Source organism: Runella limosa DSM 17973 (assembly GCF_000482465.1).
Taxonomy (GTDB): domain Bacteria; phylum Bacteroidota; class Bacteroidia; order Cytophagales; family Spirosomataceae; genus Runella; species Runella limosa.
The window spans coordinates 19929-34511 of sequence record NZ_AXVJ01000057.1 but is presented as its reverse complement, the minus strand read 5'-3'; the positions used below and the strand labels follow the sequence as shown (position 1 = coordinate 34511).

The window sequence follows — 14583 nt, the reverse complement described above, 5'->3', positions numbered from 1 at the left end:
TTTATGCCAACTTATTTAGATTTTGAAAAACCTGTGGCAGAGCTCGAATCCAAGCTTGCCGAGTTAAAAAAACTCGCCGACACGACACAAGTTGACGTTTCGGAAGCTGTTATTAGACTCGAAGACAGCATTATACAACTACGGAAAGATACGGCTCAAAACCTCACTAGATGGCAACGGGTGCAGCTTTCTCGCCACCCTGATCGCCCTTATACCCTCGATTACATCGAACTTATGTGTGAGGAGTTTATCGAACTTCACGGTGACCGTACCGTACGCGACGACCCTGCCATGGTCGGTGGATTTTGTAACATTGATGGCCAAAGTATGCTCATCATTGGTCAACAAAAAGGCCGTAATACCAAGCAACGCCAACACCGCAACTTCGGGATGGCTAACCCCGAAGGCTACCGCAAAGCGCTACGCATGATGAAATTAGCCGAAAAGTTCAACAAGCCTATCGTTGCACTTATTGACACCCCAGGCGCATTTCCTGGCCTAGAAGCAGAAGAACGTGGTCAAGGTGAAGCCATTGCGCGGAATCTTAAGGAAATGTTTATGCTTAAAGTGCCCGTCATCTGTATTATTATCGGTGAAGGTGCCTCAGGGGGAGCGTTGGGAATTGCCATCGGCGACCGTGTTCTCATGCTCGAAAATACTTGGTACTCAGTAATTTCGCCAGAATCTTGTTCATCTATTCTCTGGCGTAGCTGGAATTTTAAAGAACAAGCCGCCGAAGCACTCCGCTTAACGGCTTCGGATATGACAATGGCAAAATTGATTGATGGAATTGTAGAAGAACCACTCGGTGGCGCTCACTTAGACCATCAAGCCATGGCTAACATCCTGAAAAATGTCATTTTAGGCAGTATCAACGAACTCCAAAAGCTAACGCCCGAAGAAAGAATCAATCAGCGGATTGACAAGTTCTGTTCGATGGGGGTCTTTACGGAATGAAAGCAATAAAAAACATCATTTTTGACCTCGGAGACGTCATCATCAACATTGATGTTCCACGGGCAGCGCAATCTTTTGCGGAGCTAAGTCAGCTTCCACTGGAAGATGTTCAACGGCTTATTCAGCACAATGAGGTTTTTAAGAAGTTTGAGACGGGGCAGTTATCTGCCCCTGATTTTAGAAACTACATTCGTGAGCTCCTTGCACATCCTGAATGGACAGACGCCCAAATTGACGAAGCTTGGAATTCACTCCTACTCGATATTCCCCCCCAACGGGTTGAAACAATCGTCGCTTTAGCCCAAAAAGGCTATCGGCTTTTTCTTTTGAGCAATACTAGCTCTATTCACGTTGAGGAAGTAAATCGCATTCTCCACCGTACGACTGGCATTCCAAAACTAGATGCGTTGTTTGAAAAGCTTTTTCTTTCGTACGAAATGGGCGTGATGAAACCTCACCACGACATTTACCATGGTGTATTAGCAGACGCTGGAATTTTACCGCATGAGTCTTTGTTTTTGGACGACAATGCCGATAACATCAGAGCCGCAGGCGAAGTTGGTATTCAGACCATTCACGTTCAAAAACCAACCTCGATTGTCGAATACCTAAAAGATTTTTAAGTGAACTCTACCCGCACCCTACTCCTCCAGCTCCTACTGTTTGTACTCACCCTCATAAGTACGTCCTTAGCAGGCGCCGAATGGATGTTTGGGCGGCCTTTTGACCTTCCATTTTACCAGATTGAAAATCCATTAGGCTGGGAACATTTTTGGCAAGGTTTCCGATTCTCGATTCCTTTTCTGGGGATTTTGACTGTTCACGAGTTCGGGCATTATTTTGCGGCCAAATACCACAAAGTCAAAGTTACTCTTCCCTATTACATTCCGCTCTGGCTTGGAATTGGCCAAACCATCGGTACACTTGGGGCATTTATTCGTATCAAAGAGTTTATCCGCTCGCGTGAAAAATACTTTGATATTGGAATAGCAGGGCCACTCGCTGGCTTTGTTGTTGCCATCGGCGTTCTTTGGTATGGTTTTGCTACCCTTCCTACCCTTGATTACATCTTCAAAATTCACCCCGAATACCAAAAATATGGGATGGGCTTTGCACGCGTTGTCTATGCCAAAAACCAAGCTGGAAATATCTTATTGGGCGATAATCTGCTTTTTACGTTTTTCAAAACCTACGTTGCCGACCCCACTCGCCTTCCTCCTCCCCAAGAAATCATGCACTATCCGCTGCTTTTAGCGGGCTATTTGGCGCTATTTTTCACGTCGCTCAACCTTATTCCCATTGGACAACTTGACGGGGGACATGTGTTGTACGGGCTTATTGGCAACAAAAACTACCGTATAGTTTCTCCCATTTTGTTTTTTGTCTTTATTACTTACGCGGGACTTGGCACTTACCGCGCCGACGAGTTTGCCATTGCCAATGAAAATTTATTTTGGGAGCAACTCGCCTCACTAGGGATTTACATTATTTTTCTTCAACTATGTTATAGTAGAATCGACGAGAATAATGCGCTCACTAAGTGGATGTTAGCCCTTTTAACGGTCACTATTCAACTTGGACTTTCTCTCCTATTTCCAACCGTAGAAGGTTACTCAGGATTTTTAGCGTTCGGGTTCTTGATTGGTCGTGTTTTAGGCGTGTATCATCCCTCAACGGACGACATTGCCCCGCTAAGTAACTCCCGAAAAGTCGTGGGTTGGTTAGCTTTGATTATCTTTGTACTCTGTTTTAGTCCAAAACCTTTCGTTGTATTGTAAAATAAACGACGTTGTAGAAACATTTCGACGCAACGTTGCACCCATCCATGGTTATTTCTCTTGCAAAACGCGCTACTCAAGCGCAGGAATATTACTTCTCGGTGAAGCTCGCCGAAGTTCGAAAGCTACTTGCCGCAGGACATGATGTCATCAATATGGGGATTGGAAACCCTGACCAAGCCCCCTCAGAAGCAACCATTGAAGCATTAAAGAATACAGCTTCACTTACCAATACCCACGGTTATCAATCGTATAAAGGCATTCCTGCCCTTCGTCAAGGTATATCAAAATGGTATGAGCGTGTGTATGGCGTACAGCTTGATCCAGAACATGAAATCTTGCCCTTAATTGGTTCAAAAGAAGGCATTACGCACATCAGTTTGACTTTTTTAGACGAAGGAGATGAAGTCCTCGTTCCCGAGCTTGGCTATCCTGCCTATCGCGCGGTAAGCGAAATGGTGGGGGCAACAGTTATTGAATATCCCCTTCAAGAAAATAACCAATGGCAGCCCGACTGGGAAGCTATGAAGGGTATAGTAAGCTCCAAAACAAAAATTTTGTGGCTCAACTATCCACACATGCCTACGGGCGCACCCGCCACGCGTGCGCTTTTTGAAAATGCGGTTCGCTTTGCCAAAGAGCATGGCATTTTATTATGTCACGACAACCCTTATAGCCTGATACTCAACCAGAAACCTCCCATCAGCTTACTTTCAATTGAAGGAGCAAAGGAGGTGGCCATTGAGCTAAACTCCATGTCTAAGTCACACAACATGGCGGGCTGGCGAATAGGGTGGTTATCAGGGGCTAAAGAATACGTGGATGCAGTACTTACCATAAAAAGCAATGTGGACTCTGGTATGTTTTTAGGCATTCAACAAGCCGCCGTAGCCGCTCTTCAAAATTCGGAAGAATGGCACGCCGCCCAAAATGCCGTGTATCACAGTCGATTGGATGCCGCCAAAACCTTCTTAACAACCCTAAACTGCACCTTCGATTCGACGCAAGAAGGTATGTTTCTGTGGGCAAAACTCCCCGAAGAAGTTGCCTCTGCGGAGCAACTTGTGGACGATTTGTTATACCAAAAACATATTTTCATTGCCCCAGGGTTTATTTTTGGTCCTAAAGGCCAACGCTACATTCGGGTTTCTCTTTGTATGCCAGCCGAACGAATTTGGCAAGCCATTGAGCGTTTGAAAGCATAAATAAAATAAGGGAAGGTTGTGAGCAACCTTCCCCACAAAAGTGTTGCCTAGTTCAAATTTCCCATCAAAATAAAAGACGCATCAACATTTGGGCGACTTTCGTATGTTTTGGGATTATGCTCCGCCTCCAACACATTATAGTACAAAAGTACCTTGAGCCAGCTCGCAATGCCGTTATCTAGTTCGTTGTAGTAACGGTATTCTTCCAATTCTTTTTGCCATCTTTTGGTTGATGTCGAAAACCTTCTCCGTAAGAAGTGCTCAATGGTCATCAAATGCTCCCCTTCTTGCACATAATACTGATAACGGCCATGTTCCTGGGCTGTTTCGGGAATTTCATCCGTAATAACTGAAGTAAAAGGAAGAAGCCTTTTACGCGAATAAGGCTTGAGGAAACGTTGAATTTTTAGGGCACCATCCGCAATGTTTTCAAAAACAATCTCTCGCCCTCCGTGGGGCAGGTGACTTTTAACAAAATAACGAGTTTGTTGTTTTCTTGCATCCCAAAACGAAAACGACTCAACTTGCCGACTTCCGTAGGCGCGGTGGCGGCCATCGTCAAGTTTTATTGATACCACCTCCACTTCGGGAGCATACAGCAGCTCCCCTTTCATTCGTTCGCCTGTTGCGAGCTTGATTTCTCCTCTTGACCAATTATCCTTTGGTCGGGCTTCCACGGAAAGCAATACCATCCATGCCAAGCCAAGGCTCAGTAAAATTTTCTTCATGTAACTAATAATGTGCGTGTGTGTTGTGTGTAATCGACCAACTATTATATCAAATATAGCAACTTTGACAATACAATCAATACCTATATTCTACTTTTTTAGAATTTTATTTGCTTAAAACAACAAGCTCTTGGCAAAATACAATTGCCACGTTAAATCGTTGGGAATGAACCTACTTTCGCCAATAAAATCACCCTCAAAATTCATTTATAGTACTGATTCTTTTTCCCTCACGCTTTTTTTGTGTTACTTTGTATGCTAAACTATTTAACAGGCAACGTTTTATTATTAACAAAACCTACCTAACAAAGATGAGTACAATCCAATCGGTACACGCCCGTCAAATCCTTGACTCTCGCGGTAATCCAACAGTAGAAGTAGATGTTCGCACCGAAAACGGCTTCCTTGGCCGTGCAGCCGTGCCATCTGGCGCCTCTACAGGTATTCACGAAGCAGTCGAACTACGTGATGATGACAAGAGCGTATATCTCGGAAAAGGTGTATTGAAAGCCGTTCAGAACGTAAACGAAATCATCTATCCTGAACTTTTGGGACTTTCTGTATATGATCAAAATCTGATTGACAAAATCATGATTGAGCTCGACGGTACTGCCAACAAAGGCAAGTTGGGCGCAAATGCTATTTTGGGGGTTTCTTTGGCCATTGCCAAAGCCGCAGCCCAAGAAGCAGGTCTTTCATTGTTCCGTTACGTAGGTGGAGTAAATGCTAATACTCTTCCTGTGCCAATGATGAACATCATGAACGGTGGCGCACACGCCGACAACGCGATTGATTTCCAAGAGTTTATGGTAATGCCTACCAACGCTACTTCTTTCTCTCAAGCACTTCGCATGGGTACTGAAGTTTTCCACGCGTTGAAAGGTGTTTTAAAATCAAAAGGTTATTCAACAAACGTAGGTGATGAAGGTGGTTTTGCTCCAAACATCCAGTCAAACGTTGAAGCCCTCGAAACAATCCTTATCGCTATCGAGAAAGCGGGTTACCGCCCAGGTGAAGATATTTCAATCGCCATGGATGCTGCGGTTTCTGAACTTTGGAACGAAGAAAAACAACGCTATATCTTCAAGAAATCAAGCAAAGAAGAGTTGACTTCTGCTCAAATGGCTGATTTCTGGACAGAATGGGTGAATAAATATCCTATCATTTCAATCGAAGACGGTATGGCCGAAGACGATTGGGCTGGTTGGAAATTGCACACAGACGCGATTGGTTCTAAATGCCAACTCGTAGGTGATGACCTTTTCGTAACCAACGTGAAACGCCTTGAAATGGGTATTGAGCAAGGAGTTGGTAATGCCGTTTTGATTAAAGTGAACCAAATCGGTTCATTGACCGAAACTATCGACACTGTTAGTTTGGCAAAACGCAATAGCTACAAAAACATCATGAGCCACCGCTCAGGTGAAACGGAAGATTCGACCATCGCTGACTTGGCAGTGGCGTTGAACACTGGCCAAATCAAAACTGGTTCAGCTTCTCGTTCAGACCGTATGGCTAAATACAACCAATTGCTCCGTATTGAGGAAGAATTGGGCGAAACAGCTTACTTCCCTGGTAAGAAATTTTAATTAGTGTCGAGTGCAGAGTGCAGAATGTCGAATAAACATATTCATTCGACATTCTGCATTCGACACTCGACATTTTTGCTTCATTCGACATTTTTTCTGCATCTAACCCTCAATATCTACATGCAGTTCCTCAATCGCTTCCGTTTTCTAAAAGATTTCTACAAAGCAAGTGCGCTAGGTTTGCTAATTTGGCTGACTTTTTTTGAACTGAATAGTATTCCTGACCAAGTTGGGAATTGGTTGAAACTTCAAGAATTGAAGTCCCAGAAAGAATATTACGAGGAACAAATCGTCTTGCTCAAAAAAGAACAAGCATCCACCCTTGGTACTGACAAACTTCTTGAGAAATATGCCCGTGAAAAGTATTTCATGAAAAAAGACAGTGAGGAAGTGTTTGTGTTGGTGGACAAAAATGGAGAACCATTTGAAAAATAATTCGTTCATTTGGTCAGTTGAAAATGACGAGGTGTGCTAATTTTCATTTTCAAATTGGCCCATTTTCAACATTCGTGAAACTTCAAGTACTCTTCGTCTGCCTCGGCAATATCTGCCGCTCTCCCCTTGCAGAAGGCACTTTTCGTGAGCTTGTTGCCCAAAAAGGGCTATCAGACACTATTTCTTGCGACTCTGCGGGTACGCATGGTTATCATATTGGTGCCCTCCCCGACCGTCGCTCTCGCCGCGTTGCGGCTGATTATGGCATTACCCTCACCCATCACGCCCGAAAACTTTCAAGCGACGATTTTGCCAACTTTGACTACATCGTCGCCATGGATGAATCTAACCTAGAAAACATCCAAACCCAAAGCTATCGCTCCACTGGTTTTTATCCCGAAGAAGGACGCGTGCTTCTTTACCGTGATTTTGACGAACAGGCTGATTCACCCAATGTACCCGACCCTTACTACGATGACATGTCAGCCTTTGAAGATGTCTTTCAAATCGTAAGTCGGTGCGGGGAAAATTTCTTGGAATACTTAATAAAGGAACATAATTTAGTGTAAAAAATAAAACCCACAATGAGTCAAAAAGTAATTCTTATCATCATGGATGGTTGGGGCATCGCTAAAAATGGCGAAGAAAACCGCTCTGCCGTTATCGCTGCCAACACGCCTTTTTACGACCGTATCCTCCAACAATACCCACACAGCAAACTCGAAGCAAGCGGATTAGCCGTTGGACTTCCCGACGGACAAATGGGTAATTCGGAGGTAGGTCATACCAACCTTGGCGCGGGACGGATTGTGTATCAAGACCTTGTCAAAATTAACTTGGCGGTCGAATCTGGCTCTATCGCCCAAGAGCCAACGCTTGTTGAAGCTTTTGAATACGCAAAAGACAACCAAAAGAAAGTTCACTTCATAGGTTTGGTGTCCGATGGCGGGGTTCACTCTCACATCAACCACGTCAAAGGGCTTTGTAAAGCCGCGCAGGAAGCAGGACTTAATGACGTATATGTTCATGCTTTTACCGATGGCCGTGACTGTGACCCTAAAAGCGGCGCAGGCTTTTTGACCGATTTGCAGGCTTCATTGGCAACCACAACGGGCAAAATTGCCAGCGTAACGGGGCGTTTTTATGCCATGGACCGCGACAAACGTTGGGAACGCGTGGCAAAAGCCTATAACGTGATGGTCAATGGCGTGGGTCAGGAGTCAGTTGTCGATAGTCAAATTGTAGCGGCGGTTGAGGCTTCTTACGCAGCAGGCGTAACCGACGAATTTATTGAACCCATCGTGGTTGTGGACGAAACAGGTGCTCCTGTTGCCAAAATCGAAGAAGGAGACGTCGTATTGTGTTTCAATTTCCGTACCGACCGTGGGCGCGAAATTACTGAAATGCTTACCCAACAAGATTTCCCCGAACAAGGAACAACTAAATTGAATTTGTACTACCTCACCATGACCAACTACGACGATGCGTTTGTTGGGGTGAAAGTGATTTATGACAAAGACAATCTCAAAAATACCCTCGGAGAAGTAATTGAAGGAGCAGGTAAAACCCAAATTCGCATTGCGGAAACCGAAAAATACCCGCACGTAACTTTCTTCTTCTCAGGAGGCCGTGAAGTGCCATTTGAAGGCGAAAAACGGCTTTTGTGCCCTTCGCCCAAGGATGTAAAAACGTATGACTTAAAGCCAGAAATGGCCGCTTTCGACATTCGCAATGCCATTCTTCCCGAAATCGAAGCAGAAACCGCCGATTTTATTTGTCTCAACTTTGCCAACCCTGACATGGTAGGCCACACGGGTGTTTTTGAGGCCGTTATCAAAGCTTGTGAAACCGTTGACCAATGTACCGAAGCCGTTGCAACTGCGGGTCTGGCACACGGCTATACTTCCATCATTATTGCTGACCACGGCAACTCTGATTACATGCGTAACGACGATGGAACGCCAAACACCGCCCACAGTACCAACCTAGTTCCTTGCATTTTTGTAGGCAACGAATACACTGGGCAACCTAAAGATGGAAAATTAGCTGACATCGCACCCACCATTTTAGCGCTTTTGGGCGTTGCTCAACCAGCCGAAATGACGGGAGTAAGCTTGTTGTAATACCGAACTTTTTGCAGGCAGTGAGGGTTATTGAGCCATGAAACCACTTTTTTGTATTTTCGTCGCGCTCGTTTTCCTTGCTGCCTGCCAGCCCCAAACCGAAACCAACCAAGTTAAGTCTTATTTTGATTTAAAAGGCTTTATCGAATCACAGCTTCGTGAATTAGAAAAACGCAAACCGACGGTTGATAAAAAAATGTCGCTGGATGGGGAAAGCGAATCAAAGCAAACAAATGAAATTAATTGGGCCAAAGAATTAGACCTGTTTATCCAAGCAGATATTAATAAACAGGCGTATCAATCGAGCTACGAGATTACGCAGCCAATGCCCAAAACCAACCTTTATTCCCTCAAAAAAGGCGAAAATCAGCCCGTTCAGTCGTTGAAAGTGACCTTCGATGACAAAACCCAGATGCCTTCAATCATCGAGGTTTCGTTAAAGGAAGAAAATAAACTGTATGATTCTGAGAAAAAGCTTCGTCTCACTTGTGGAATGCGACCAGAAGGGGTTTGGTTAATCAAAACGTACGAAATTTCTGGTTTTCAGCACCTGTCTTTAACCGATAAAAAATCGTTTTCTATTGTAGGAACTATCTATTAGTCAGCTTGCGAGAAAACTTTAGCATAAAAAAAGGACGCCCAACAGCGTCCTTTTTTTATGTATCTCCGCAACTAGCGCCCATTGGATTGACCACCGCCACCTCGTGGATCATAACCAGAAGCAAACAGCGGATATTGGTCAAAAATTGTACGCACTACGTTACGATAATAATTATTGGCAGCATTGGGATTCTTAAAAATACCCGCCGCATATCCGCGCCAAACAACCTGGTCGGTATCTGCATCAATGAGCGATACAATAATTGTCCCTTTGTCGAGCGAATAACGAATGGGTTCATATTTAAACGAATCATCTTCAGTATCCACCCAGTTTTTAATCACGGGTTGCATATATCCCTGATAGCGCAAGTTATCGTAGAAAATACCATAATTTACCAACAACGAAGGTTTATTAGTGGTAAGTCGGTATCCACGCGCCTGCATCTGTCGGTGGATGGCATTATAGACTTCTGTACACACATTACCCGTATCACGTTCACATTCCAAGAAAGCGTACGTGCTGTAGGCTTTGAAATTGGTTTCGTAACTGTAATCGTGTTCAACAAAAATTTTCTGACTCGTGTTGCAACTTGCTGCCACAATAACAACAGCACATCCAAGCAGTAAAAGTTTGACAAGCTTCATAGATAGTTCGTGGTTTGGGGTGTTTGAGAGAATATTTGATTAAAAATACGAAATTTTCTACAAAAGCAAATTTTTTACTGCAAAACTTACTATCACCCAAATTAACCTACGTAATAAGCGATAGCTTGTTGGATTTCAGCTGGTGTCACTTTCACATCATACGCACAAGTTCCGATGCCATCTAGCAGTGAAAAACGCAACTCTCCTCCTCGGTTCTTTTTATCTTGCTGCGCCAGTGCAATCACCGTTGGCGCATCCGAAAGCTGGACATCGGCTTTACCAAACACTGAAAATATAAACTCCTCAACCTGCTCAAGTGTTTGCAAATCCACCATTTTTTTGCGGTAGGCCAAATAAGTTTCCATAACCATCCCTGCCGCAATTGCTTCCCCGTGTAACAAACGCTCCTTAGGTGGTTTTCCCAAAAAGTAGGTTTCAACGGCGTGTCCAATGGTATGGCCAAAGTTCAAGATTTTGCGAAGCCCTTTTTCCGTTGGGTCAGTGGCCACAACTTTTTTCTTGATTTCAACTGAGTGTGCAATCAAGTCTGTCCAATTTTGTTGTTCAAAGTCTTTTTTACGAATTTCTTCCCACTTGGCCGCATCCGCAATCAAACAATGTTTCACAATTTCGGCAAATCCAGAGCGCAATTCTATATACGGAAGGGTTGACAAAAAGGATGCGTCAATCAAAACATTTTTTGGCTGGGTAAAAACGCCCAAATGATTTTTAAAACCTTGGAAGTCGATTCCTAATTTTCCACCCACGCTGGCATCCACTTGAGAAAGCAGCGTTGTCGGAATTTGCACAAAGTCAATCCCTCTTTTGTACGTAGCGGCACAAAACCCGCCCATGTCCCCAATCACTCCGCCACCCAAGTTAAAAACAACCGCATGACGGTCGAGTTGGGCTTTGGTCATTTCGCCCCAAATCTTTTCACAGGTTGCAAGGGTCTTGTGCTGCTCTCCCGCTGGCACGACGATAAGGTCATGTTTGGGCAAATGAGGCTTTACCTTTGCGTAGCAGTGCTTTTTTGTATTTGTATCAGCAATAACGACAACTTTGGAGTACTGATGCGCTGAAAGATACGCAGGGAGGCTCTCCTGAATCGGGGCAATGGTTACAGACATAGTAAGTTCGGAATTTTAAAACCAAAAAGGATATACATTTACCGCGAATTTACACCCCTACTTTCATCCGTGCAAAAATCCGCACAAATCCGCATCATTTACGCCCTTAAACCGCATACTCATGCAATTTTATTCGGAAAAACATTGCAAATCCGAACGTTTTTGATTTTTTTTGAAGTAAATCCGAATTTAGTTCACCTCAACTTATCATTTCTAACAACCAAATTCACTAACTATGAAAAAACTTCTTCATCGAAGTATGACTTTTCTAGTTGTTTTTGGCGTATGTCTTACGACATGGGCACAAGACCGACTCATCACAGGAAAAGTCACCAGTTCGGCCGACAACAGCGTGCTTCCAGGTGTAAGCATCGTTGTCAAAGGAACCTCCAAAGGTACAACCACGGATGCCAACGGAGAATTTAAGGTAAATGCGCCTAACAATGCCACCCTTATTTTTAGCTACATTGGCTATCTTCGCCAAGAAGTTAAAGTTGGGAGCAACAATACCATCAATGTTTCGCTAGAAAACGACGAAAACATCTTAAATGAAGTCGTGGTAACTGCCCTTGGGGTAAAACAAGAGAAACGTGCGCTGGGGTATGCTGTGCAAGAAGTAAAAGGTCAAGATTTGTTGGACTCTCAGCGGGACAACTTCATGATGGGACTTCAAGGACGGGTAGCAGGTCTTCAAATGACCCCAACCAGTGGTACTGCGGGTGGATCGGCCGTTATTCAGTTGCGCGGTGCGGGTTCTATCGGAAATAGCAACCAACCGCTTTATGTCGTTGATGGTTTGCCTATTTCAAACAACACCTTTGCCCAAGGGGCATTGGTTTCTGACCGCCCCAACCGCGACATGGACTACCAAAACCGTGCGGCAGATATTAACCCTAACGACATTGAGACAGTCACCATCCTAAAAGGGCCAGAAGCCGCTGCCTTGTACGGTATCGAAGCCGCCAACGGTGCGATTGTTATCACAACCAAAAAAGGAGGCACAGGTCGCGGAAAAATCACCTACAATGGTTCATTGAGTGTTCGTGATGTGTATCGTTTCCCTGAAGGCCAAACCACTTACGGACGTGGCTTCAACGGCGTCTTTAACCCAAACAACTTTTCTTATTTTGGGGGTGAAGTGTCCCAAATCGGCGAAGGTGGCGGCAAAGTCTATGACAACGTTGGTAATTTTTTCCAACAAGGACTCCGTCAGTCACATAACGTAACGGTGGAAGGTGGCAGTGAAAAAGCGACCTATCGCTTATCGACTTCGTATATTTCGGACAAAGGAGTGGTACCTACCAATAAAATGGATCAAATCAACATCCGTTTGACAGGCGTGGGACAAATCACCAAGAATTTGCGGGCTACGACATCGTTCAACTATATCGGCACCAACAATTTCCAACCACTTCGTAGTGCCCAAGGATTTCTGATTGGGATGTTGGCTTTCCCTTTTTATTTGGATGCCCAACAATACCTTACAGCAGACGGCCGCCGTTTCCGTACTTTTGGCGAAGATGCCAACGACTTGGACAACCCGTTCTTCAACGTGTATAAGAACATCAACAGCAACCGAATCAACCGTACTGTTGGTAACATTCAGTTGGACTATAACGTAACACCTTGGCTTACCTTAGCGGGAATCTTAGGGGCCGATATTTTCTCGACGCGTTACAACCGCTTCCAACATCCAGAATCCAATGCTGGTATTACTGCCAAAGGGTTTGTGGAAAATGCCACAGAAAACAGTCAATTGCTCAACGGTAACTTCCGCGCTACTGCGAAAAAAGACTTTGGCAAGCTAAAAACGTCGCTCATGGTGGGTACCACAATCGATGATCGCCGTTATGAAACAACTGCTATTTATGGGGAGCAACTTTATTTGCCCGACTTTAATAGCATCAACAACACCTTGAATAGCACCCAGCGTAGCAAGGCCACGCTCCTTCAACGCCGTCTGGTCAGTGTGTTAGGTTCACTCAACTTGAGTTACGCCGACATGTTGTACTTAACCGTAACAGGGCGTAATGACTGGTCATCGACCTTGCCTGTTCAGAACAACTCCTTCTTCTATCCATCGGTTAGTTTAGGGTTTGTTTTCACCGAACTTCCTGCGTTTGAACAGCAACAAATTTTGAGTTATGGAAAAGTTCGCTTTGCTTATGCCGAAGTTGGTAACGACGCAACACCTTACCGTACACGCCCTCGCCTTGTTCCACAAACCTCAACGGGAGGTGGCTTTTTGTATGACTTCTACGGCGGCAACGAAAACTTACGCCCAGAGCGTGGTCGGAGTTTTGAAACTGGCCTAGAGCTACGTTTCTTCAAAAATCGCGTAGGTTTGGATGTAACATACTTCAACAAGAGCAATTTTGACCAAATCACGACCCAGCGTTTGAGCTACGGTACTGGATTCATTTTTGGTTTGTTGAACGGTGGTGAAATTCGCAACAGTGGACTTGAAGCCCAATTGAACATTACGCCCATCAAAGCTAAGAACGTTCAGTGGGACATGAACCTCAATTTTACACGTCTTGTGAATGAAGTAGTGAGCCTTCCTGGCGAAGTGGCTGAATATTACAACTCCGACACATGGTTGTATGGAAACGTTCGGGCAAGTGCCATGGCACCCAACCAAAGCTCTTTCTACCCTAATTTGTCTTACGTAAATACCCGTGGAGAAGGTAAAACCACCGCATTGGCAGGTTACAGTTACTTGCGTAACAAACGCGGGGATATTCTTGTTAGCCCAAGCACAGGTTTGCCTATTTCAAACCCTGTGTTCTTACCTATCGGAGACCGTAACCCCGACTTTATGCTAGGTTTCCAAAATACGGTTCGTTATAAAGACTGGTCGCTTTCTGTTTTGTTAGACATCCGTAAAGGCGGTGATGTTTTCAACGGAAACGAAATGTATATGTTCCGTAATGGTCTTTCTACCCGCGTTCTTGACCGAAGCAATCCTTACGTTTTCAAAGGTGTATTGCGCGATGGCCGCGAGGAAACCGATTCGCCAACGCCTAACACCATTCAGGTTACTCCTCAATTCCGCTCCGATTTTTATGGAGCTTTCACAGAAGAAAGTTTTGTTGAAAAAGACATCAACTGGGTTCGCTTGCGGGATGTAACGCTCCGTTACAGCTTCCCTCAGTCTATTTTAGACAAGCAGAAAATATTCCGCTCAGGAAGCGTCTTTGTTTCTGGAAACGAGCTGTTCCTCTTGACCAATTATACAGGAGCTGACCCCGATGTAAACGGAACAAGTGCTGGTACGTTGGGTATCGGAGCGCGTGGTTTTGACTATGGAACGTTGGCCTTGCCACGCACCATTACCGCAGGCTTGAATTTTTCTTTCTAGTAAGATTGATTGAGATTTTTTTAAAAGACTTT

General features: G+C 44.5%; 13 protein-coding genes. 10 read left to right on the top strand and 3 right to left on the bottom strand.

From position 1 onward, the window contains the following. The first annotated feature begins 3 nt into the window (after window positions 1–3). From K339_RS0106290 to K339_RS0106275, 4 genes are read left to right on the top strand one after another with little or no spacing between them, the layout of a single operon-like run. Window positions 4–957 carry an acetyl-CoA carboxylase carboxyltransferase subunit alpha gene (locus K339_RS0106290; RefSeq protein ID WP_028522856.1) on the top strand — a complete coding sequence of 318 codons (954 nt, stop codon included), beginning with the start codon at window positions 4–6 and terminating at the stop codon, window positions 955–957. After that, the gene (locus K339_RS0106285) at window positions 954–1580 is read left to right on the top strand and encodes an HAD family hydrolase (RefSeq protein ID WP_028522855.1); all 627 of its coding nucleotides are present in this window, start codon (window positions 954–956) and stop codon (window positions 1578–1580) included. Before K339_RS0106290 ends, K339_RS0106285 begins: the two co-directional genes overlap by 4 nt. Continuing rightward, window positions 1581–2735, top strand: coding sequence for a site-2 protease family protein (locus tag K339_RS0106280; protein WP_028522854.1), 1155 nt, complete (start codon window positions 1581–1583; stop codon window positions 2733–2735). Between the two features lie 47 nt (window positions 2736–2782). After that, entirely contained in the window at window positions 2783–3940 is a 1158-nt protein-coding gene (locus tag K339_RS0106275; protein ID WP_028522853.1) for a pyridoxal phosphate-dependent aminotransferase, read from the top strand. A 47-nt stretch (window positions 3941–3987) separates the two neighbouring features. On the opposite strand, the gene K339_RS0106270 is transcribed toward K339_RS0106275, so the two are convergent. Then, window positions 3988–4668 carry a hypothetical protein gene (locus tag K339_RS0106270; protein ID WP_028522852.1) on the bottom strand — a complete coding sequence of 227 codons (681 nt, stop codon included), beginning with the start codon at window positions 4666–4668 and terminating at the stop codon, window positions 3988–3990. Window positions 4669–4979: 311 nt separating this feature from the next. On the opposite strand from K339_RS0106270, the gene eno reads away from it, so the two are divergent. The 5 genes from eno to K339_RS0106245 all read left to right on the top strand — a co-directional run bounded on the left by eno (window position 4980) and on the right by K339_RS0106245 (window position 9416). After that, window positions 4980–6257 (top strand): phosphopyruvate hydratase, encoded by a 1278-nt coding sequence (gene eno / locus K339_RS0106265; RefSeq protein WP_028522851.1) that lies wholly within the window; start codon window positions 4980–4982, stop codon window positions 6255–6257. Between the two features lie 120 nt (window positions 6258–6377). Beyond that, window positions 6378–6692 carry a septum formation initiator family protein gene (locus tag K339_RS0106260; protein WP_028522850.1) on the top strand — a complete coding sequence of 105 codons (315 nt, stop codon included), beginning with the start codon at window positions 6378–6380 and terminating at the stop codon, window positions 6690–6692. A gap of 74 nt (window positions 6693–6766) precedes the next feature. After that, on the top strand, window positions 6767–7261 hold the full coding sequence (locus K339_RS0106255; protein WP_037299403.1) for a low molecular weight protein-tyrosine-phosphatase: 495 nt from the start codon (window positions 6767–6769) through the stop codon (window positions 7259–7261). Window positions 7262–7276: 15 nt separating this feature from the next. Then, entirely contained in the window at window positions 7277–8815 is a 1539-nt protein-coding gene (gene gpmI, locus K339_RS0106250; protein WP_028522848.1) for a 2,3-bisphosphoglycerate-independent phosphoglycerate mutase, read from the top strand. 37 nt (window positions 8816–8852) lie between these two features. Next, window positions 8853–9416 (top strand): hypothetical protein, encoded by a 564-nt coding sequence (locus K339_RS0106245; protein ID WP_028522847.1) that lies wholly within the window; start codon window positions 8853–8855, stop codon window positions 9414–9416. A 71-nt stretch (window positions 9417–9487) separates the two neighbouring features. Here the strand turns inward: K339_RS0106245 and K339_RS0106240 are convergent, their stop codons facing one another. After that, window positions 9488–10060, bottom strand: coding sequence for a DUF4136 domain-containing protein (locus tag K339_RS0106240; protein ID WP_028522846.1), 573 nt, complete (start codon window positions 10058–10060; stop codon window positions 9488–9490). Between the two features lie 101 nt (window positions 10061–10161). Continuing rightward, window positions 10162–11190, bottom strand: a complete 1029-nt coding sequence (gene aroB / locus K339_RS0106235; protein ID WP_028522845.1) for a 3-dehydroquinate synthase — start codon at window positions 11188–11190, stop codon at window positions 10162–10164. A gap of 235 nt (window positions 11191–11425) precedes the next feature. Here aroB and K339_RS0106230 point away from each other — a divergent pair, with 235 nt between their 5' ends. Further along, on the top strand, window positions 11426–14551 hold the full coding sequence (locus K339_RS0106230; protein WP_028522844.1) for a SusC/RagA family TonB-linked outer membrane protein: 3126 nt from the start codon (window positions 11426–11428) through the stop codon (window positions 14549–14551). Window positions 14552–14583: the final 32 nt, after the last annotated feature.